The following is a 17,998-nucleotide window of genomic DNA, read 5'->3' as shown; positions in this document are numbered from 1 at the left end:
ACAGGAAGCCCTGTCGCCAGGATGTCCGCTCCCGGGATATCGCTCAGCGAGCGGCTTCCCAGCCCTTGTAGTTCGCCAGATTCTCGCTGGTGATCAGCACGGGATCGAGCAGGATGACGTTCGGATCCGGCTTCTTGCCATCGATGATGCCCGCCGCCAGTTCCAACGACTTGCCGGCCATGGCATAGGGATCCTGCGACGCAGAGGCCTTGATCATCGAGGTGCCGCTCTTGAGCTGGACCTCGATATCCGGGGCGCCATCGACGCTGGTGATGAAGAATTCGCTGCGGTTGAGTTGCTTGGCGGCGAGTTCGACGCCGATGGCAGTGGGGTCATTGATCGCGAAGACGGCGTCGACCTTCTGGAAGCGGGTGAGCAGGCTCTGGGCGATGGCAAGCCCGCCATCGCGCGAGCCCTTGGCGTCCTGGTCGTCGGAGAGAATCTTGATGTCGGGGCTCTTGGCGAATACCTCCTTGCAGCCCTTGACGCGATCGGTCACCGAGGAGACCTGCGGCCCGTTGACAATCAGGACACTGCCTTTGCCCTTGAGCTGGTCGACGATGTACTGGCAGGCTTCGGAGCCAGCCTTGACGTTGTCGGTCATCACCGTGACGTCGGCGCCAGCCGCGGCGACGTCGAAGGCCGCCACCACGATGCCGGCAGCCTGTGCCTTCTTCACGGCCGGCAGGATCGCCTGCGGATCGACGGCGTTGAGCATGATGACGTTCACACCGGCGGCGATGAAATTGTCGATCTGGGTGAACTGCTTGTTGAGGTCGTAATCGGAGGAAACCGACGTTACTTCGGCGTTGGGATTGATGGCCTTGGCCTTGTCGGTGATGCCCTTGATCGTGGCGACGAAGAAGGGATTGCCGAGCGAACCGACCGAAATGCCGACCTTCTTCAGGCTCTGGGCCGATGCCGGGTCGGCAAGCCCCAGCGCCAGGGCCATGGCGGCCCCCGTCAACGCAGCGCCTGCAATGCGACGTGAAAACTTCATATGGCTCTCCTCTGGAAACCCTTCCTCCTCCTGCGGCCTCTGAACCGTCAGGGAGGCAAAAGGTCCGGGAGCACCGGTCCAAAGTCAAGCGCACCGGCGGGGTGGACAGCGAAATAATCGGACAAATGCAAGACCGAGCTGCCGGCGCCGGCTGCGGGGCCCGTGGAGGCCCCACAGCTCTGTCACTTCACCTGATATTCCACCCGGCGATCGAAGGAATAGAGGTCGTCGCGGCTGTATTTGGAGCGATCGTCCGCCGCGAAGGGGTCGCGGGCACCGCGGCCTTCCACCCGGATCACCAGGGTCAGGCCGCGATGGCGCAGGGCGTCGGCCACGGTCCGGGCCCGGGCCCGCGACAGGTCCATATTGTATTGGGGATCGCCGCGCTCGTCGGTATGGCCGGTCAGGATTACCGCGCCGGCGCTCTGGGTCTTGAGGAAATTGAAGAGGTCGTCCACGGCCTTGTCGCCGTCCGGCGTCAGCACCGCCTCATTGGTGTTGAAGCGGATCGGCACCGGCACGGACACCGCGGTGAAATTGCGGAAGGTCGGCACCATCACGCCCTCGGCCTGTCCCCGCACGCCGCGCGAGGAAATATAGCTGGGCGCAAGCGACTTGGCCTGATAGGCGCGCTTGGCCAGATATTCCTCGATCTCGCGTGGCGGCGCCTTGGGCACGTCCTTGACGTTGCGGATGTCGTTGATGGCCGCTTCATAGGCCTCCACCGCGGCCGGATAATCCTTGCCGTCATATTTGACGTCGCCCAGCGCCATCGCCACCTGCCAGGGCCGGGCGATCGCCGCCGCACTGGCAACGGCCTGCGGGCTGTAGCCTCCCCCCGCCTGTTCGCCGCCAAGCAGGACGGCGAGGGCGATCGAGCGGCGCGCCTTGGCGACATAGGCACTGTCGCAGGTCGTATCCTTGGCGATGGCATCCGCCAGCGCCGGCAGGGCATCGGCCTTGCCGGCCCCGATCGCCGCCTTCACCTGCGCATCCAGGCTGGCGCAATCGGCCAGGGCCGCGCTTGCCGCCGCCAGGCCGATGGCCGTGGCGGCGCCGAGCTTCAGGATGAAGGAGACGCCCATCTCCACCTCCCTCACCGCACCGGGATCACGATGGCGGTGGACGCGACCGACTGCTTGGCGGCGTCGGGAGCGCCCGGGGCCACCTTGTTGCCCAGGGCCTGCTGGATCTTGGCGAACTGGGCCTGTTTGCGGCTGTCATTGTCGAGGCCGGAGGCTTCTTGGCGGTCCTCATTGGCTTCGACGATGATCTGGCGGGTCAGGCCCTGCTCGAAATTGGGGATCGAGGCAAAGCTGTTGGCCACCGGATCGACCGTCGTGCCGGCGATGCTGCGCGTTGCATTGCCCACGCGGCAGACAGCCACCACCTTCTCCTGGCCGGGATCGCGCAGCTTGAAGGCGAATTTCGAGCCGGAACCGCCCAGCACCACCCGCTCTCCCGCCCGAACCGCATTTTCGGTCTGGAACTTGTTGGGGAAGATGATGGTGCCGGTGCCCATCTTGTCGACATTCACCACGAAAAGGTTGCAGTCACGGGTGGAGATCACCTGCAACACCGCCTTGTCGCCGATGTTATAGGCGCTCTTGTCCGAGGTCAGCTGCAGATCGAAGGAACCGCCAGACGCAGGCTTGTCGATCGGCGGCGCCACAGCCTGGGCACCTTCGAGCTTAGAGGTATCGAGCACACGATCCTCGGTGGCGCCTTCCACGAATTTCAAGAAGAGCTGCTCGAACTGGTCGCGCGGCACGATGCCCTGCTCCAGGCGCCGCATCAGGGCGATGGCTTCGGGACCGGCATCGATGAAGCGCTGCTTGAACTCTTCCGGCGGATAGCCGTATTCGGCAGCAGCCCGGCGCAGCGAAAGGTCGTCCTCATAGCGCTTAAACAGGGCATTGGTCATCTCGACGCCGGCCAGCTTCAGCGTCGGATCGAGGCCGGCCCGCTTCATCGCCGAATTGAAGCGCTGGAAGTCGTCCTCGATGATCGCATCCATCTTGGCATTGTCGGGATAGAGCGAGGCGACGGTATCGCGGATGTCCTTAGAGAAGGAACGGTCGGCGGTCACCGCCTTGCGCACCTCGTCCTTGGCCTTGCGCATGCCCTGGTCATGGCAGCCCATGCAGGAAATGCCGTTGGTCACCGAAAGGTCGCGCCGCGAGGGATCGCGCACGATCTGCGTCGGTCCCTTGTCGAGGCGCTCGCCGTTGGACTTGTTGAGGTAATAACCCTGGAAGCCGTTGGGCAGGGAGAAGATGCTTTCGCCGCCATCATGATGGAAGCCGTTGGCGATGCCGTCCTGCTCCGGACCGAGCGGATGCAGGAACAGGCTCTGCTTGCCCTTCGAACCGGCGAAGTCGTAGGAGGTCCAGAAATAGCCGGTGCTGATGGGATGGCGTTCGATCAGGCGGTTGTTCTGCGACACGCCCGACTTCTGGAAGCCGGCACGCTGGGCAATGAACTTGTTGATGTTGTCCGCCATCGGCACGCCGAGCTTGTCGGTCAGGCCGGGAAAGTCGTTGGGCAGTTGCAGCAGCGTGTCATAGAGCGGGGGCTGGGAGGCCGTGAAGGCAAACCAGTCGCCACGCACATAGGGCAGTTCGGTATTGGTCTGCTGGGCGATGAAATCGTAGGCCCGCACATCCGGCTTGGCGGCGTAGGGATAGTTGGCGAGCACCGTGTTCCAGTCGCTTTCCTGCCAGCCCAGGTCCTCGAGATTGACCGCCACGATGGTCTTGGCCTCGTCGACGGTGGCGAGCTTCACCACGTCGGAGCGCCGGCCGAGGCCGTTGATCAGCTTGACCAGGCCTTGGCGATAGACGTTCATCGCCTCGTCGCTGGCGCAGGCATTGTAGAGATTGGTCAGCGTGAAATAGCGCATGCCGCGCACGCGATGATCGTCCTGCTTCTGCAGGTCGGCCGAGATCGCGGCGACGATGTCCTCGGATGTGACGAATTTGCGCCCGGTGCAGGCGGCGGCCTCCTGGTCGCCGGTGGCCTTGATCCAGGTGCGCAGCGCCTCGATATCCGCCGTCGTGACTTCCGGTTTCGTGGTGTCGAACTCATAGTTCACGTCATACGGCATCTCCTTGTTGAGCACCTGCTGGAACAGCTTGGAGCCCTCGGGATTGCCGGCCTGAACGAGATGCGGATCCGCGGCGATCTCGTCCAGATGCAGAATATTGCCGAAATTCTTGGCCGGCTTCTCGCGGTTGAGCATGCCGTTCTGGTGGCAGCGCGAGCAATGCTTGTCCAGGACGTCGAAGGCGGCCTTGGCGATCGGATCGCTCGGCACCTTGATGTCCGCGGGGATGCCGGCAGCAGCGGCCGGAGCGGGCGCAGGCGCAGGTGCCGCGGGGGCGGGAGCCGCGGCCGGGGTCGGCACCGGTGCAGGTGCCGGCTCGGGAGCCGGTGCGGCAGGTGCAGGAGAGGCTGCAGGAGCGGCTGCTGGAGCGGCTGCTGGAGCGGCGGCGGCCGCAGGAGCCGGCGCAGGGGTCACGGCAGGGGCAGTGGCCGGTTCGGGCTCGGGCTCCACCACCGGTGCGGCAGGCGCCGCCGCAGGTGCCGGGGCGGGCTTAGGCGTCTCGGGCGCGGCTGCGGTCGGCGCAGGGGCAGGAGCCTCGGTCTGTGCCGGGGCGGCGGCGGCCGGAGCCGCGGGCTTGGCCTGTGCCGGTGTCTCGGCAGGTGCTGGAGCGGCGCTATTCTGGGTACTGGTCTGGGCAAAGACCTGCGAGGTCGAGGCCGCCAGCCCCACCGTCAGCAGGGCGCCCGCGACCATCAGGCCGGCGATGCGCAAGGGATTGCGGTAAAACATGACGGTCTCCTCACGGGACGATTTGGCGGAAGGGAGCGGCGAAGCCGCGCCATCCGAATTGCTTGTTGGCCTGGGCGTCTGCCGCCTGCCCGGCAAGGACGAGCCAGCGGCCCGAACCGGGCAGCGCCCTGCCGGTCGACGGTTTCGGCCGCATGATTGCTACCATCGGACCGGCGGTAAAGTCGTTCTGGCGGCAGGTCATCGCGAACTCCTCACGGCACGATTTCATAGCGCATGGTCGCGACGGAGCGTCCAACCGCCTTGGCATTGGCCTTGACACTGTCCGCATTGGCAGGCCTGGCAAGGCTGTCGGCAAGTTCGGGCAGCACCTGGTCATTGACTTCGTCCTGCGGGATCACATCGATCTTGCGCGTGACGAAGCCTTTCGACAGCTTCAGAGGATCGATCGCAACCAGCGCCAGGACTGTACCTTTTGTCACAGAGGTCGCATCGAAGCGCATGCCGTAGCTGGCATCCGGCACCATGATCGGGCTGCCCGCACGGATGCGGCCATCCTTGCCATGGGCTGCGGCGATGGCATTGGGGAAGAGCTGCACCACTTCACCCTCGTCGGAGACCGACAGCAGGATCAGGAAGCCGTCCTGCGACGAGGTCACCTTGAAGCGCATGTCCTTGGTACCCAAACGCACGGGCGAAGGCGGAATCTGTTCGACGCTGACGCTGTCCGACAGCTTGGCGCCCAGCAGGTCGAGGATCTTGTCTGCCGTCGGCTTGCCCTGGTTGAGCGCCTCGCCACTGCCTGTCTTGTCGGCCGCGACCTTGAGGGCAGCGCCCTCCCCCGACAGCATCGGCGTCAGGCCCATCTCGCAACGGTCGCGATGACGCCCGCAATAGGCCAAGGATTGCACCCTGACATAGTCGAGCAGTTCCTGGTTCGAGACGGTGCCGTTGCCATTGGCGTCGGCCAGTCCCTTCTCGATGCCATCGGCAAAGGCCGTGGTGAAGACACCGCGATAGGCGGGCGCGGCTTCCTCGTCGACCAAGGCGGTCTGTGCGGGCGAGACCGCCTGCCACTTGACGAAATCCGCTCCTGCCGGCTCGGGGGCGGCCACCGGCTCCTCACCGAGCGCGGGTTCGACCACGATCGAACGGGTGGAGCCATCGAGCTGCGGCGAGCGGGCCGCCGGGTTCCCCCCGACGCTGGCTTCCACGCTGATCGCCCGCGTCACGGTGCCGGCATGGCTGGAATCGATCACTTCCGTAATCCGGCGGCCGGCAAGCCTGCCGAGCTGCCGGTCGATCTCGTTGCGACTCAGCGCATTGCCGAAACCGCCCGGCTTCGTGGTGGCGTCGAACGGCAGAAGAATGTCCTCGCGCCCGCCGCCCGTCTTGGCGGACTGGCCCTGGCCGGCGAAATAGAAGAACACCCGCTCGCCCGGCTTGCTGCGGCCGAGCCAGTCCTGCAGGCCGGTGCGAATGGCCGCCGTGGTGGCCTGATCGTCGACAAGGAGCCGGATGTCGTTCTGGCCGTAGCCGAGCGTGCCCGTCAGCAGGGCCTGCATGCGCAGGGCATCGGCACGGGCCCCGCCCCCGAGCTCGGCCGAAAGCTTGCTTTCCCGATAGGTGTCGATGCCGACGATCAGGGCCCTGTCGGCCAAGGCCGGGCCGGCGGTCACCAGGGCCGCCAAGCCCGTACCGATCAGGCCCGTAGCGATCTGGAGGTGCCGCATGAAGCGCATCATGGCGTCCCCGCGCTGGTGAAGACATTGGCGATGCCGACCGTGACCGACTGGCCGCTAAGGGCGTTCTTCAGCGTGTCGGGCAGGTCCTGGGCGGCCTGCGGGCTCGACAATTTCTGCAGGGCGGTATGCAGCTGGTCCAGTGGCTGGTCGGACAGGATGGCGACCAGATGCTCGGCACCGAAAGGAGGATCGCGCACCTGCAGCGGCAGGGTGAACGGCTTGCCGTTCCAATCCTCGTCGCGTTCGGCCTGGGAGGTCGGATAGAGGAATTCGACCTTGCCGTTGGGCGGCAGGTTGAACAGCGTCATGAAACGGTGGTTGGAGGCGGCCAGGCCCACGGTCAGCTTTTCGCCGCGGTTGAAGGTACGCGAGCCGCCCGCCACTTCGAAAGGCTGGATCGAGCCCCCCGCCATGGCCTGCAGGAAAGAGATCGCACGCCATTTGGCGACGATGCCGCCGAGACCGGAAGGCTGCACGCCCTCGGCCACCACGCCGGCCACGCGCTTTTCCACCGTGCCGGCCGCCGCATCATAGACGAGGTCGGCCCCGGCCTCGTCGCTCACCAGCGTCGCGCCGGGTGGCGCTTCGGCGAGGTTGCCATTGCGCACGGCGAGCTTGAGCTGGGTATTGGCCGCGACCTGTTCGGCAACGGCGATCGCCTTCACGATATCGTCCTGGCTCCCCGCCGGGCCGGCCGCGACGGATCGGAAGACGGGAATGTCGCGGCTGATATCGGGGAAGGACTGCGAGACCTGCTGGCTCTGCGTCGCCTGCAGCACGAAAGCGCGCACGAAGGCGACGAGTTCCTTCTCGGTGGTCACGCCGTCATGATTGGCGTCCGCCTTGCCCTCCAGCGCGCGCGAAAAGGCATAGGACAGGGCGCCGCGCGGCTGGCCGTCGATCGCCACCTCCGGCACCAGCTTGTCGTCGGCAACGCCCGCCAGGAAGGTGAACGGATCGTTGGCGGCGATCTTGGTGGAGACGTCGGGCACGGGCGGGGCGAATTCCAGCAATTCCTCGCGCGAGATCTTGGCCTGGGGCGTCGCTCTGTAGGTCAAGCCCAAGGTGACCGAACGATACATCGTGCCGGAGTTGCAGGCATCGATGACGACGATGGGATAGACCTGCCTGGCCGCAGCCTGCTTGAGCAGCACGGCCATTTCCTTGTCGACGATGCGGTTGAGAGCGCCTGGCAGCTTGGGGGCGAAATCCGTCATCACCAGGATGTTGTTCAAGCCGTCCGGTGAATCGGGATCGTTCGGCTTGCCTGGCTCGCGCGAGCCATGGCCGGCATAGGTGAAGTAGAAGGTGTCGCCGGGCTGGGCCTGATCCATCAGCTCCTTCCAGGCGGCCAGGATATTGGGCTTGGTCGCCTGCTTGTCCGTGATCAGGGTCAGCTTCTTGACGCCGGCCTTGGTCAGCGCCTGGGCGATATCCTTGGCATCGTTGACGGCGCCGTGCAGGGAGTTGATCGGCGCGTCATAGGCGTCGATACCCACCACCAGCGCATAGGAATCGGCAGCCAGCACCGGTGAAGCGAGAACCAGCCCCGCCCCGGTCAGAACCGCCCTGATCGACGTCAGTATTCTCGGCGCTCGCACCACGTGTCGTCCCTGCCTGAAGCAAAGCGCGCTTATGAAAAACGCCGCCTGGCTCTTACTCTTTGTTTTGACGCGCTCTGCGTGATTCCTCCGGGACAGGAGCGTCCCGCCCCGGAAAACCTGCTTGGAGCCTGATCCGATCAATCGATCGGACCAGGCTCCAAGCCTTTGTTTCAACGCATAATCCTATCCAAAAAGCCGTGCAGCTTCTTGGAACCATGTTCTAGGGCTTCTTCGGCGCCTTGCCCGGGATCGCCGGCAGCGTCACCAGGAAGGCCGCCATCGCCTTGCGGTCGTCGTCGCTGAGATGGCCCGTATTCTGGATCACCTCAGCCATGCTGCCACCGGCCGAATCGTAGTCAGGCGTGAAGCCATCCTTCAGGAAACTCGCGATCTGTGCCTCGGTCCAGCTGCCGATGCCGTCGGCATGGGGGGTGATGTTGGGCACCCAGCCCTTGCCTTCCGGATCGGGCCCGCCCGAGAAGCGTTTATCCGCTTCAATACCGCCAAAGGCGTTGCGCGGGCTGTGACATTCGGAACAGTGCCCCGGACCGAGCACCAGATAGGCGCCGCGATTCCACTCGGCGCTTTTGGACGGATCGGGCTTGAAGGGCTTGTCGTCGAAGAACAGGAACTTCCAGCCGCCGAGCAGCCGGCGGATGTTGAAGGGAAAGCCGATCGCATGCGGCTTGTCGACGGTATCGACCGCCGGCAGCGTCTTCATATAGGCATAGAGATCGCGCACATCCTCCAGCTTCAGCTTGGCGTAGGAGGTGAAGGGAAGAGCCGGATAAAGATGCTCGCCCTCGCGCCCGACGCCGCGCTGCAGGGCGTTGACGAACTCCAATTCGCTCCAGGCGCCGATACCCTGCTTGGCATCGGGGGAAATATTGGGGGCGTAGAAGGTGCCGAAGGGTGAGCCCAGAGCCAGGCCACCGCCGAGCTTAAGCCGCTCTTCCTGGCCGGGCGACTTGTGGCAGGAGACGCAGCCACCGACGTTGAAAATGGTCTCGCCATTGGCAAGGTTCGGCTTGTAGTCGGCCGTGAGAACGGAGGCCGGCAAGGGCGAGGGTTGCGTGACGAACCAGAATATGCCCAGCCCGATCAGGCCGAGCACCACCAACCCACCGAGTATTCGCTTGAGTGACATCCGGGAAAGCCCCCTTTTCCGGCTTGAACGCCATTGTCCAGGCCTGTCTCGCCCGACAGCCGCCGCCCCGGTTTTATTCCCGGTCCGCACCCGCCCGCAGGATTCCCGGCCCTTATCGTCTTTTGACCCGGCCGTCCCGTTGCGGCATGTCCCCGGGTCATCGAGGCGTCGTGTGATGTGGCGGAGCCGCCAGCCACCGCGAAGACGCCTCAAAACGACATTACCGGGACGAGCCCGGCAATGTCAGCTTGAGATCAATTTTCGGTGAAGCATCCCGACAGGTCTGCTCCAACCTCAGTTCTTCTTGATGCGGTAGGTGCCGTGGCAGGCATTGCAATTGGAAGCAACCGTGCCGAAAGCCTTGGCGAAGCTGGCCTGGTCGGCGGCGGCGAGAGCAGCGGTTGCATCGGTGCCGAGCTTGGCGGCTGCAGTCTTGAAGCCAGCCTGGTCCTCCCAGATCTTCGGCGCGGCGGTGGTCGGATCGGTGCCGCCGGTCTTGCTGTCGTCGGGGAAGAGCGTGGGCAGCTTGGCCGAGTCGTCGATATAAACCTGCAGCAACGCCTTGACCTTGGCCGCGTCGAACGGCGTCTCGCCCTTGGCGACCGCCGCCAGTTCCTTGGTGTTCTTGGCCATGGTCTTCATCAAGGCCTGACGATCCTCGATCGGGCCGGCGAAAGCCGAAGCGGCGCCGACAGCAACCAGAGCGGCGGCAATAACGAAACGTTTCATACAGTTCTCCCTCACATGGGCAAAACGACGCGGTGGCGAATAGCACCTTTTTTTTGTTTCAATCGCAAGTGGGTAGCTTTGAATTATTTCAAATCATACGGCAGATTTTGCGCTTGACCTTTGCGGATGTCATGGTCGCGTCACGCCTGATCGCCGGGGCCGGACCGGCATGTGTTCGGCCGTTGGCCGGCATCGTCGATCAAAAAAGTATCGGTCTTCACATCGATGGCTGGTAGCTGGCGCCACCGCCATGCAGTAGGCTTCCTCATACCGGGCAAGCCTCGAAAAGAAAGATGCCAAGCTCCGGGATAGGGGAGGTGAAGGCGATGGAGCCACAGCTCGAACTGGTGCAGATCCATAGCGGCGAATCCTTCATCGTCTGGGCGCATGGCTACCCCTTCCGTACGGTTCGCTGGCATTTTCATCCCGAATACGAGATTCACCTGATCACCGATACCAACGGGCACTACTTCGTCGGCGATTTCATCGGCGACTTCGTGCCCGGCAATCTGGTGATGACGGGCCCCAACCTGCCGCACAACTGGATCAGCGACGTTCCCGAGGGCACCACCATCCCGCGCCGCTGCATCGTGCTGCAATTCACCCAGACCTTCATCGAATCCTGCATCGGCGTGTTCCCTGAGCTCGAGCCGGTCGCCACCCTGCTGGACGAGAGCCGGCGCGGCCTCCTGTTCCGGCCCGAGGCCGGCGAAACTGCCCGCAAGGTCCTGACGGCGCTTCTCAATGCCCATGGGGCGGAGCGCATCGCCCTGTTCGTGCAGCTGCTCGGCCTGCTCACCGCCGACAGGGGCCGCAAGAACCTCACCAGCGCAGGCTATCTGCCCGACCCCTCGGCCTATATGTCCGGCGGCATGAACCGAGCGCTCGCCTATGTCGGGGAACATCTCGAGGGCAATATGAGCGAAGGCGCGATCGCCGCCATTGCCGGGATGACGCCGGGCGGCTTCTCGCGCGCCTTCAAGCGCCACACCGGCATGACCTTCGTGCACTATGTCAACCGCATGCGCATCAACCTGGCCTGCCAGCTGCTGATGAGCGAGAAGAGCCCTGTGACCGACATCTGCTTCCGGATCGGCTTCAACAACCTGTCGAATTTCAACCGGCATTTCGCCCTGCAGAAGGGCATGTCGCCGAGCCGCTTCCGCGCCCTGTTCAACGAAAACCGCACCGCCAATTTCGCGGCGTGACGGGGGTTCCATCAGCAGACCGCGACCACGAACAATCGATACCCCAGCCCAGAGGAACGCCATGCCTGCCAGCAATTCGAGAATGACGGCCATCGTCTGCCACGGCCCCGAGGACTACCGCGTCGAGGAAGTCGGCCGTCCGGTGGCCGGCCAGAACGAGCTGGTCGTGAAGATCGGCGCCTGCGGCATCTGCGCCAGCGACTGCAAATGCTGGTCGGGCGCCGCCATGTTCTGGGGCGGCAAGAACCCCTATGTGAAGCCGCCCGTCATCCCCGGCCATGAATTCTTCGGCTATGTCGAGGAACTGGGTGCAGGAGCGGCCGAGCATTTCGGCGTGAAGGCCGGCGACATGGTGATCGCCGAGCAGATCGTGCCCTGCGACCGCTGCCGCTATTGCCGCTCGGGCAGCTACTGGATGTGCGAGGTGCACAACATCTTCGGCTTCCAGCGCGAAGTCGCCGATGGCGGCATGAGCGAATATATGAAGTTCCCCTCCACCGCCCGTGTGCACAAGATCCCGGCGGAGATGCCGCTGGCCGACGCCGCGGTGATCGAGCCCTTGTCCTGCGCCATCCACACGGTGCAGCGCGGCGACATCCAGCTTGCCGACGTGGTGGTGATCGCCGGCGCCGGCCCGCTCGGCCTGCTGATGACGCAGGTCGCCCGCCTGAAGACGCCCAAGAAGCTGGTAGTGGTCGATCTGATCGAAGACCGGCTCGAACTCGCCCGGGGCTTCGGGGCCGACGTCACCATCAATCCCAAGACGCAGGATGTCGACGAGGTCGTGCGCTCCCTCACCGACGGTTATGGCTGCGACGTCTATATCGAGACCACCGGCCATCCCTCGGGCGTTACCCAGGGCCTGCAGATCATCCGCAAGCTCGGGCGCTTCGTCGAATTCTCGGTCTTCGGCAAGGAGACCTCGGCGGACTGGTCGATCATCGGCGATCGCAAGGAGCTCGACATCCGCGGCGCCCATCTCGGCCCCTATTGCTACCCGATCGCCATCGACCTGCTGACGCGGGGGCTGGTGACCTCGAAGGGCATCGTCACCCATCAATATGACCTTGCCGACTGGGACGAGGCCCTCAAGCTCGCCAACTCCACCGACTCGATCAAGGTGCTGCTGACGCCGGGCTATCGCAAATAAGGCCCCAAGCAGGAAGGCGGCTCGCTGAGAGAGAAAAACACTCCGAATTGTCATAGCCGGGCTTGACCCGGCTATCCGGAAGCCGCCCGCACAACCGGGGTCGAGGCTGGATTGCAGGGTCAAGCCCGGCAATGACAAAGATCGTGCAACCCCGACAAGGCTCAAGTCAACCCTATCGCCCGCAAGCAGCGTTTTCCTGCTCGGGCGGCTCCGATCTTCCGTCCAACAGGTCAAAGCATAGGCAGGGAACGTCCCTCGTCTTCTCTCCCAAGCAGAGGGGGACCCTGCCCGAGGGCCGGCGCGTCTTGCGTCCCAGCGCGCCGGCCCTCATATCTTGCGCAAACGGGCATCTGTTTCGCCCCCGGATCCGCATGAACTATCTCGCCCATCTCCTGCTCTCGCCGCCCGATGCGGCGTTCCGGGTCGGCAATCTCCTGCCGGACCTGCTGCGACTGCCGCAACTCGAACAGTTCGACGGCCGCTATCGTGACGGCATCGCGCTGCATCGGCGCATCGATGCCTTCACCGATGCCCATCCCCTCACGCGGCGCAGCCGGCAACGCCTGTGGCCGACTTTCAGGCGCTTTTCTGGCGTGATCGTGGATGTCGTTTACGACCATTGCCTGATCCAGCGCTGGGAGCACTATCACGAACAGCCCCTGCCGCTCTTCCTGGCCGAGGTGCGGGCATCCTTGCCCGAGCTGCGCGAGGATTTGCCGGACAAGGCCTATCGGCGCATCGATTCCCTCACGCAATGGCTCGGCGACTACGAGACCATCGCAGGCGTCAGCACCGCCATGACCGAACTCGGCAAGCGCCTGCGCCGGCCAGTGGAATTCGTCGGGCTCCAGGCTGCGCTGGAACGCCAGCAGCAGGGATTTCTCGACGATTTCGACGCCTTCTTCCCCGATCTCGTCGCCATGACTGAAACCGCCATGAATGGCAGCGCTCAAAAGTAATCTAATTGTAATGATACCTTAGCTCCTCGTTAACACCTGTGCCCAAACATTGTCGTGCGGGGGCAAGAAACGAGGAATTCATGCAAACATGACTCAACTATCGATTTTCGCGCTGGTCATTTTCGTTCTTTCGACCACAGGTGTACTTGCATCATCACCAAAATCTTTGGGTGTATTCGGCAAATGGAGCACGTGGTCCTATAGTGACAACTCTGGGAACCACTGTTTCATCTATTCGAGCCCGATCAGCAAGGAGCCTGCATCGCTCAATCATGGCGATGTTTCCTTCTTCATTCGTGCCGCTAGGCAGACGGAAGCCCGCAGCGAGGCAAGCCTGCAGACCGGCTATGCCCTTGCCGGCAATGCCGACATCCTGGTCAGTGTGGGGGCCCAGCCCTTCCACATGATCTCGTCCGGCAATGGCGCCTGGTTGCGGCGGACGGGCACGCGGGAGACGGAATTCCTCACCGCGCTGAAGCAGGAGCGCACCATGACCGTCGACGCGGTCTCGGGCCGGGGCAACAAGACCCATTACGTCTTTTCGCTCGACGGCGTGACCAAGGCGATGGCGCGCCTGCGCCAGGCCTGCCCCTGACGGGGACGATCACCGGCGTCATGCCCCCGGCTCGCCGCTCCCATCGATGGCGCGCCGTCATTGCGAGCGCAGCGAAGCAATTCAGTTTCTCCCATGGCGCAGAGCCTGGATTGCTTCGCCATGCCAATCCTGCGGATTGGCAGAGCCCGCAATGACGGCCATCGGATCATCGTTAACGCGCCAGGGACCTCCCGTAAGGAAAGATTCACTATCCTCGCGCTAGTCTGCGGGCCTGAAAGTGTCTCCAGTTGCGTTTGAGTGATTTCATGACCTCCTCCTGGCTTTCGTATTCGTTTCAAGACCGGGAGACATCGTCCCCCTGCCCTTCTTCCTGGTCCGGCGCCACATTGCGCCGCCTGAGCGCCCTGACTTCCGCCCTCGTCGTCGCCTTCACCATCCCGGCTTTCGCCAACGAGGAACCCAACTATTCCCCGCGCACCTATGAACTGACCTTGCGGGCGATCTCCGCCTATGAGGAGATCGCCGACAGTGGCGGCTGGCAGGCCTTGCCGCCGGCCGCTGCCGGCCTGAGGATCGGCGCCAAGGGCAAGTTCGCCAAGGCCCTGCGCGACCGGCTCACCGCCACCCGCGACCTCGATCCGTCCCTGCCGCCCAGCAGCGAGTTCGACCAGGCCACGCAGGATGCGCTCAAGCACTTCCAGGCCCGGCACGGCCTGAGCGAGACCGGCTCGGTCGGCCGCCTCACCATGCTGGCACTCAACGTGCCGGTGGAGCAGCGGCTGCGCGAGCTCGACGCCTCCGCCAACCGCCTGGCCGCCCTCAAGTTCAAGTTCGGCGAACGCTACATCGTCTCCAACATTCCCGCCGCCGCCCTGGAGGCGGTCGACAATGGCGTGGTGGCGCGCACCTACACCACCGTGGTCGGCCGGCCCGACCGCGCCTCGCCGACGCTGCAGACCAGGGTCATCGCCGTCAACATCCTGCCCTACTGGAACGCGCCGCAGTCGATCTTCAAGGCCGACATCATGCCCAAGCTTCAGAAGGACCCGGGCTATCTGAAGGCCAACCATCTCAGGCTCTATCGCGGCCGCCAGGAGATCGATCCGACCACCGTGGACTGGAGCAAGGCGCGCGCTTCCGATTTCCTCGCCAAGCAGGATCCCGGGGTGTGGAACTCGCTCGGCTTCCTGCGCATCGACATGCCCAACTCCGATGCCGTCTACATGCACGACACCTCACACCGCGAGCTCTTCCGCAACGATGTTCGCTTCCAGTCCTCGGGCTGCATCCGCGTCGCCGGCGCACAGGATCTCGCTGCCTGGATCATGGAAGGTTCCGACTGGAGCGGTCAGGCAATCCAGGACCAGATCGATTCCGGCGAACCCAAGACCATCAAGCCGGCCAAGCCGATTCCCGTCGCCTGGGTCTACCTGACGGGCTGGGGCGGCCCCGACGGCAGCGTGCAGTTCCGCCCGGACGTCTACAATTTCGACACGCCGGCCGATCAGCTCGTGGCCAAGGACGCCAGTGCCCAGCCCACCCCGGTGGACCGTACCGGCTCGGTGCCGGTTGCACCGCCCAAGACGGCAAAGCCGGCGGCGTCCAAGCCCGCCGCAGCCAAACCGATTTCCGCCTCCAAGCCAGCGTCCTTCTCCATGCCTGTCGCCCCGGGCAAACCGGCCACCGTCAAGCCTGCGAGCGTCAAGGCCGTGACCGTGAAGGCGCCTGCCAGCAGGACGGTAACGATCAAGACCATTCCCGTCTCGGTCAGCCTGCCGGCCAACTGATCGCACGCGGCGCCCCGCCGCCCTTCTGCTCGACGCCCCGGCCCCAATGCCGGGGCGTTGCGCATTTCAGGCCACTTTCTTGGATGTTCACATAGTTATAAATTGACTAACCTTGCCAAATCTAGTAATAATATGACTATGGCAAATTTCAAACGCTCGCCGCTTGCCCTCGCCGTGCTCGCGCTTCTGATCGAAGCGCCCATGCATCCCTATCGCATGCAGCAATTGCTGAAATCGCGCGGCAAGGAGGAGGTCATCAATATCCGCCAGCGCGGCTCGCTCTATCAGACCATCGAGCGGCTCGAACGCGAAGGCCTGATCGCCCCCGGCAGCACCGAGAAGAGCGAGGGGCGGCCGGAGCGGACCATTTATGAAGCAACCCCTCTCGGGCGCACGGTTGCCGTCGATTGGCTGCGCACCATGCTGGCCGAACCTCATAACGAATTCCCGGAATTCCCGGTCGCCATGTCCTTCCTCCCCCTGCTTTCGCCGGAGGAAGTTGTCCCGCTGCTCGAAACCAGGCTGACCGCCTTGCGCAGGCGTGAATTCGAGCTTGCAGCGGAGCTGGAGAACTATCTCACCGTGCTGCCACGCGTCGTGCTGCTGGAAAGCCAGTATATGCTGGCCATCGTGAGCGCCGAGCGGAACTGGATCGAGGGGGTCGTCGCCGATCTCCACTCGGGCCGACTTGCCTGGTCGATCGAGGAACTCGAAAAGGCCGCCGCACAGTTCGAGGGCGAACAGCCGCCCCGCCCCGGATAAGCCCGCTCCCCGGCGCTCCACCCATAATCCCAAGGAAAACCGCGGCCAGCCTCTTTCGAGGCGGATGTCGCGCGGCCTTCATCGACCGCCAGCCACCCGCTGGGGCGCCCCGCGCGGGAAAGGAGGAACCATGCCCAATGTCCCCGAGAAGCGAAATCTGAGCGTCATCATCGTCGGAGCCGGCACCGGTGGCCTCTGCCTTGCCCATGGCCTCAAGCGGGCCGGCATCGCCGTCAACGTGTTCGAACGCGACCGCACCCGCAAGGACGGGCTGCAGGGCTTCCGGGTCGGCATCGACCCCGATGGCTGCCGCGCGCTCGACGCCAACCTGCCGCCGGCGTTGTACGAGACCTTTCTGGCGACCTGTGCCATCTCCCCGCAATGGTTCAACATGCTCAGCGAGCACTACGGCGAATTGCTGAGCCTGAAGCCCAGCCCGCCCAGGGATCCTCGCCATGGCGAACGTTCCGTCAGCCGCATGACGCTCCGCCAGGTCCTGCTGACGGGGCTGGAAGACGTCACCCATTTCGACAAGGTGTTTTCCCGCTACGAGCAGCGGGCGGACGGCAAGGTCGAGGCCTTCTTCGAGGATGGTTCGAGCGCGGTCGCCGACGTGCTGGTCGCGGCCGACGGCTCCAACTCGCGCATCCGCCGGCAATATCTGCCGCAAGCCGGCATGGACGACACGCTGATCCGCTCGATCGGAGGAAAGGTGCCGGCCACCCCCGAGACCCTGGCACTTCTCACCCCCAAGATTCACCGCGGCGTAACGCTGATCCTGGCCCCAAGGGGTTTCGGCGGCATTCTCCATGTCATGGAGTTTCCCTGGGACGAGGCTGGTGCCCCCAAGCACGGCATCGGCGCGACGGATGCCGACCTGATCGCCCAATGGCCCGGCCTGCGCTTCGACAACAGCCGCGACTATATCAGCTGGGGCATCTGGGCGGCCGCCGACAAGTTTCCCGAAGACCTGCGCACGATGAACGGGGAAGCCCTGCTGGCTCTGAGCCGGCGCCTCACCGCAACATGGCATCCGGACTGGCGCAAGCTGTTGGCCGCTTCCGATCCGAATTCGGTGTTTCCGGTTGTCATCCGCACCTCGGTGCCCATCGAACCCTGGGCGCCTTCCAATGTCACCTTGCTGGGTGATGCCATCCACACCATGACCCCGGGACGCGGGGTCGGCGCCAATACGGCGCTACGCGATGCCGCGCTGCTAACCCGGCATCTTCAGGCGGTTCAGGAGGGACGCTCGGGCCTGGTGGCGGCGATCGGTGCCTATGAGGCCGAGATGCGTCGATACAGTGCCGAGGCGGTCGAACGGTCGCGCCGGCAGATGGACGGCCGCACGGCGATCCACAGGCCGGTGATCGGGCGTGTCTTGCTGGCTTGCCAGCGCACCGCCATGCGCCTCGTCAACGTCACGCCGCCGCTGAAGCGAAAGATGCTGCGCTCGCTGGAGGCCCTGCGCGGCGGCGAGCGCAAGGCGGAGGGACCGGCCTGACGCCCAAGGCGCTCGGTCGAAAACAGGCAGGAACACGCCATTCATGCTAAGCTG

Annotated in this window: 15 protein-coding genes; 7 read left to right on the top strand and 8 right to left on the bottom strand. The window is 64.4% G+C overall.

Translation table 11 applies throughout. From position 1 onward, the window contains the following. Positions 1-43 precede the first annotated feature (43 nt). The 8 genes from ACTJKX_RS16655 to ACTJKX_RS16620 all read right to left on the bottom strand — a co-directional run bounded on the left by ACTJKX_RS16655 (position 44) and on the right by ACTJKX_RS16620 (position 10,018). Complete coding sequence (locus ACTJKX_RS16655; RefSeq protein ID WP_440725928.1) at positions 44-1,000, bottom strand: ABC transporter substrate-binding protein; 957 nt, start codon at positions 998-1,000, stop codon at positions 44-46. Between the two features lie 182 nt (positions 1,001-1,182). Next, on the bottom strand, positions 1,183-2,085 hold the full coding sequence (locus tag ACTJKX_RS16650) for an OmpA family protein (protein ID WP_367626800.1): 903 nt from the start codon (positions 2,083-2,085) through the stop codon (positions 1,183-1,185). A gap of 11 nt (positions 2,086-2,096) precedes the next feature. Then, entirely contained in the window at positions 2,097-4,835 is a 2,739-nt protein-coding gene (locus ACTJKX_RS16645) for a DUF4384 domain-containing protein (RefSeq protein ID WP_440725927.1), read from the bottom strand. Positions 4,836-4,845: 10 nt separating this feature from the next. Next, positions 4,846-5,037 (bottom strand): hypothetical protein, encoded by a 192-nt coding sequence (locus ACTJKX_RS16640; protein WP_440725926.1) that lies wholly within the window; start codon positions 5,035-5,037, stop codon positions 4,846-4,848. A 10-nt stretch (positions 5,038-5,047) separates the two neighbouring features. Further along, on the bottom strand, positions 5,048-6,538 hold the full coding sequence (locus ACTJKX_RS16635) for a caspase family protein (RefSeq protein ID WP_440725925.1): 1,491 nt from the start codon (positions 6,536-6,538) through the stop codon (positions 5,048-5,050). After that, positions 6,535-8,142, bottom strand: coding sequence for a caspase family protein (locus ACTJKX_RS16630; protein WP_440725924.1), 1,608 nt, complete (start codon positions 8,140-8,142; stop codon positions 6,535-6,537). Before ACTJKX_RS16630 ends, ACTJKX_RS16635 begins: the two co-directional genes overlap by 4 nt. A 220-nt stretch (positions 8,143-8,362) precedes the next feature. Beyond that, positions 8,363-9,289 carry a c-type cytochrome gene (locus tag ACTJKX_RS16625; RefSeq protein WP_440725923.1) on the bottom strand — a complete coding sequence of 309 codons (927 nt, stop codon included), beginning with the start codon at positions 9,287-9,289 and terminating at the stop codon, positions 8,363-8,365. Between the two features lie 294 nt (positions 9,290-9,583). After that, positions 9,584-10,018, bottom strand: coding sequence for a c-type cytochrome (locus ACTJKX_RS16620; protein ID WP_311944265.1), 435 nt, complete (start codon positions 10,016-10,018; stop codon positions 9,584-9,586). A gap of 326 nt (positions 10,019-10,344) precedes the next feature. Between ACTJKX_RS16620 and ACTJKX_RS16615 the strand changes: the two genes are divergently transcribed. The 7 genes from ACTJKX_RS16615 to ACTJKX_RS16585 all read left to right on the top strand — a co-directional run bounded on the left by ACTJKX_RS16615 (position 10,345) and on the right by ACTJKX_RS16585 (position 17,944). Continuing rightward, positions 10,345-11,226: an AraC family transcriptional regulator gene (locus ACTJKX_RS16615; protein WP_311944266.1), complete on the top strand. Its 882-nt coding sequence runs from the start codon at positions 10,345-10,347 to the stop codon at positions 11,224-11,226. Between the two features lie 61 nt (positions 11,227-11,287). Further along, positions 11,288-12,376, top strand: a complete 1,089-nt coding sequence (locus ACTJKX_RS16610) for an alcohol dehydrogenase catalytic domain-containing protein (protein WP_440725922.1) — start codon at positions 11,288-11,290, stop codon at positions 12,374-12,376. Between the two features lie 371 nt (positions 12,377-12,747). Then, positions 12,748-13,335 (top strand): ACP phosphodiesterase, encoded by a 588-nt coding sequence (locus ACTJKX_RS16605; RefSeq protein WP_440725921.1) that lies wholly within the window; start codon positions 12,748-12,750, stop codon positions 13,333-13,335. Between the two features lie 166 nt (positions 13,336-13,501). Beyond that, a complete protein-coding gene (locus ACTJKX_RS16600; RefSeq protein ID WP_311944270.1) occupies positions 13,502-13,930 on the top strand; it encodes an invasion associated locus B family protein in 429 nt (142 codons plus the stop codon). 347 nt (positions 13,931-14,277) lie between these two features. After that, positions 14,278-15,678 carry a L,D-transpeptidase family protein gene (locus ACTJKX_RS16595; protein ID WP_394315006.1) on the top strand — a complete coding sequence of 467 codons (1,401 nt, stop codon included), beginning with the start codon at positions 14,278-14,280 and terminating at the stop codon, positions 15,676-15,678. Positions 15,679-15,816: 138 nt separating this feature from the next. Then, positions 15,817-16,440: a PadR family transcriptional regulator gene (locus ACTJKX_RS16590; RefSeq protein WP_440725920.1), complete on the top strand. Its 624-nt coding sequence runs from the start codon at positions 15,817-15,819 to the stop codon at positions 16,438-16,440. Positions 16,441-16,570: 130 nt separating this feature from the next. After that, a complete protein-coding gene (locus ACTJKX_RS16585; RefSeq protein ID WP_440725919.1) occupies positions 16,571-17,944 on the top strand; it encodes an FAD-dependent oxidoreductase in 1,374 nt (457 codons plus the stop codon). Positions 17,945-17,998 lie beyond the last annotated feature (54 nt).

It is taken from the genome of Labrys sp. 22185 (assembly GCF_052045555.1).
Classification (GTDB): domain Bacteria; phylum Pseudomonadota; class Alphaproteobacteria; order Rhizobiales; family Labraceae; genus Labrys; species Labrys neptuniae.
The sequence above is the reverse complement of the archived record's forward strand: the minus strand, read 5'-3'. Positions and strand labels throughout refer to the sequence as shown.

Excerpts from the sequence above, each read along its gene's own strand:
- ACTJKX_RS16585 (WP_440725919.1), top strand. The coding sequence starts at position 16,571 with ATGCCCAATGTCCCCGAGAAGCGAAATCTGAGCGTCATCATCGTCGGA.
- ACTJKX_RS16610 (WP_440725922.1), top strand. The coding sequence starts at position 11,288 with ATGCCTGCCAGCAATTCGAGAATGACGGCCATCGTCTGCCACGGCCCC.
- ACTJKX_RS16655 (WP_440725928.1), bottom strand. The coding sequence starts at position 1,000 with ATGAAGTTTTCACGTCGCATTGCAGGCGCTGCGTTGACGGGGGCCGCC.
- ACTJKX_RS16615 (WP_311944266.1), top strand. The coding sequence starts at position 10,345 with ATGGAGCCACAGCTCGAACTGGTGCAGATCCATAGCGGCGAATCCTTC.
- ACTJKX_RS16605 (WP_440725921.1), top strand. The coding sequence starts at position 12,748 with ATGAACTATCTCGCCCATCTCCTGCTCTCGCCGCCCGATGCGGCGTTC.
- ACTJKX_RS16625 (WP_440725923.1), bottom strand. The coding sequence starts at position 9,289 with ATGTCACTCAAGCGAATACTCGGTGGGTTGGTGGTGCTCGGCCTGATC.
- ACTJKX_RS16620 (WP_311944265.1), bottom strand. The coding sequence starts at position 10,018 with ATGAAACGTTTCGTTATTGCCGCCGCTCTGGTTGCTGTCGGCGCCGCT.
- ACTJKX_RS16645 (WP_440725927.1), bottom strand. The coding sequence starts at position 4,835 with ATGTTTTACCGCAATCCCTTGCGCATCGCCGGCCTGATGGTCGCGGGC.
- ACTJKX_RS16650 (WP_367626800.1), bottom strand. The coding sequence starts at position 2,085 with ATGGGCGTCTCCTTCATCCTGAAGCTCGGCGCCGCCACGGCCATCGGC.
- ACTJKX_RS16635 (WP_440725925.1), bottom strand. The coding sequence starts at position 6,538 with ATGATGCGCTTCATGCGGCACCTCCAGATCGCTACGGGCCTGATCGGT.
- ACTJKX_RS16640 (WP_440725926.1), bottom strand. The coding sequence starts at position 5,037 with ATGACCTGCCGCCAGAACGACTTTACCGCCGGTCCGATGGTAGCAATC.
- ACTJKX_RS16590 (WP_440725920.1), top strand. The coding sequence starts at position 15,817 with ATGGCAAATTTCAAACGCTCGCCGCTTGCCCTCGCCGTGCTCGCGCTT.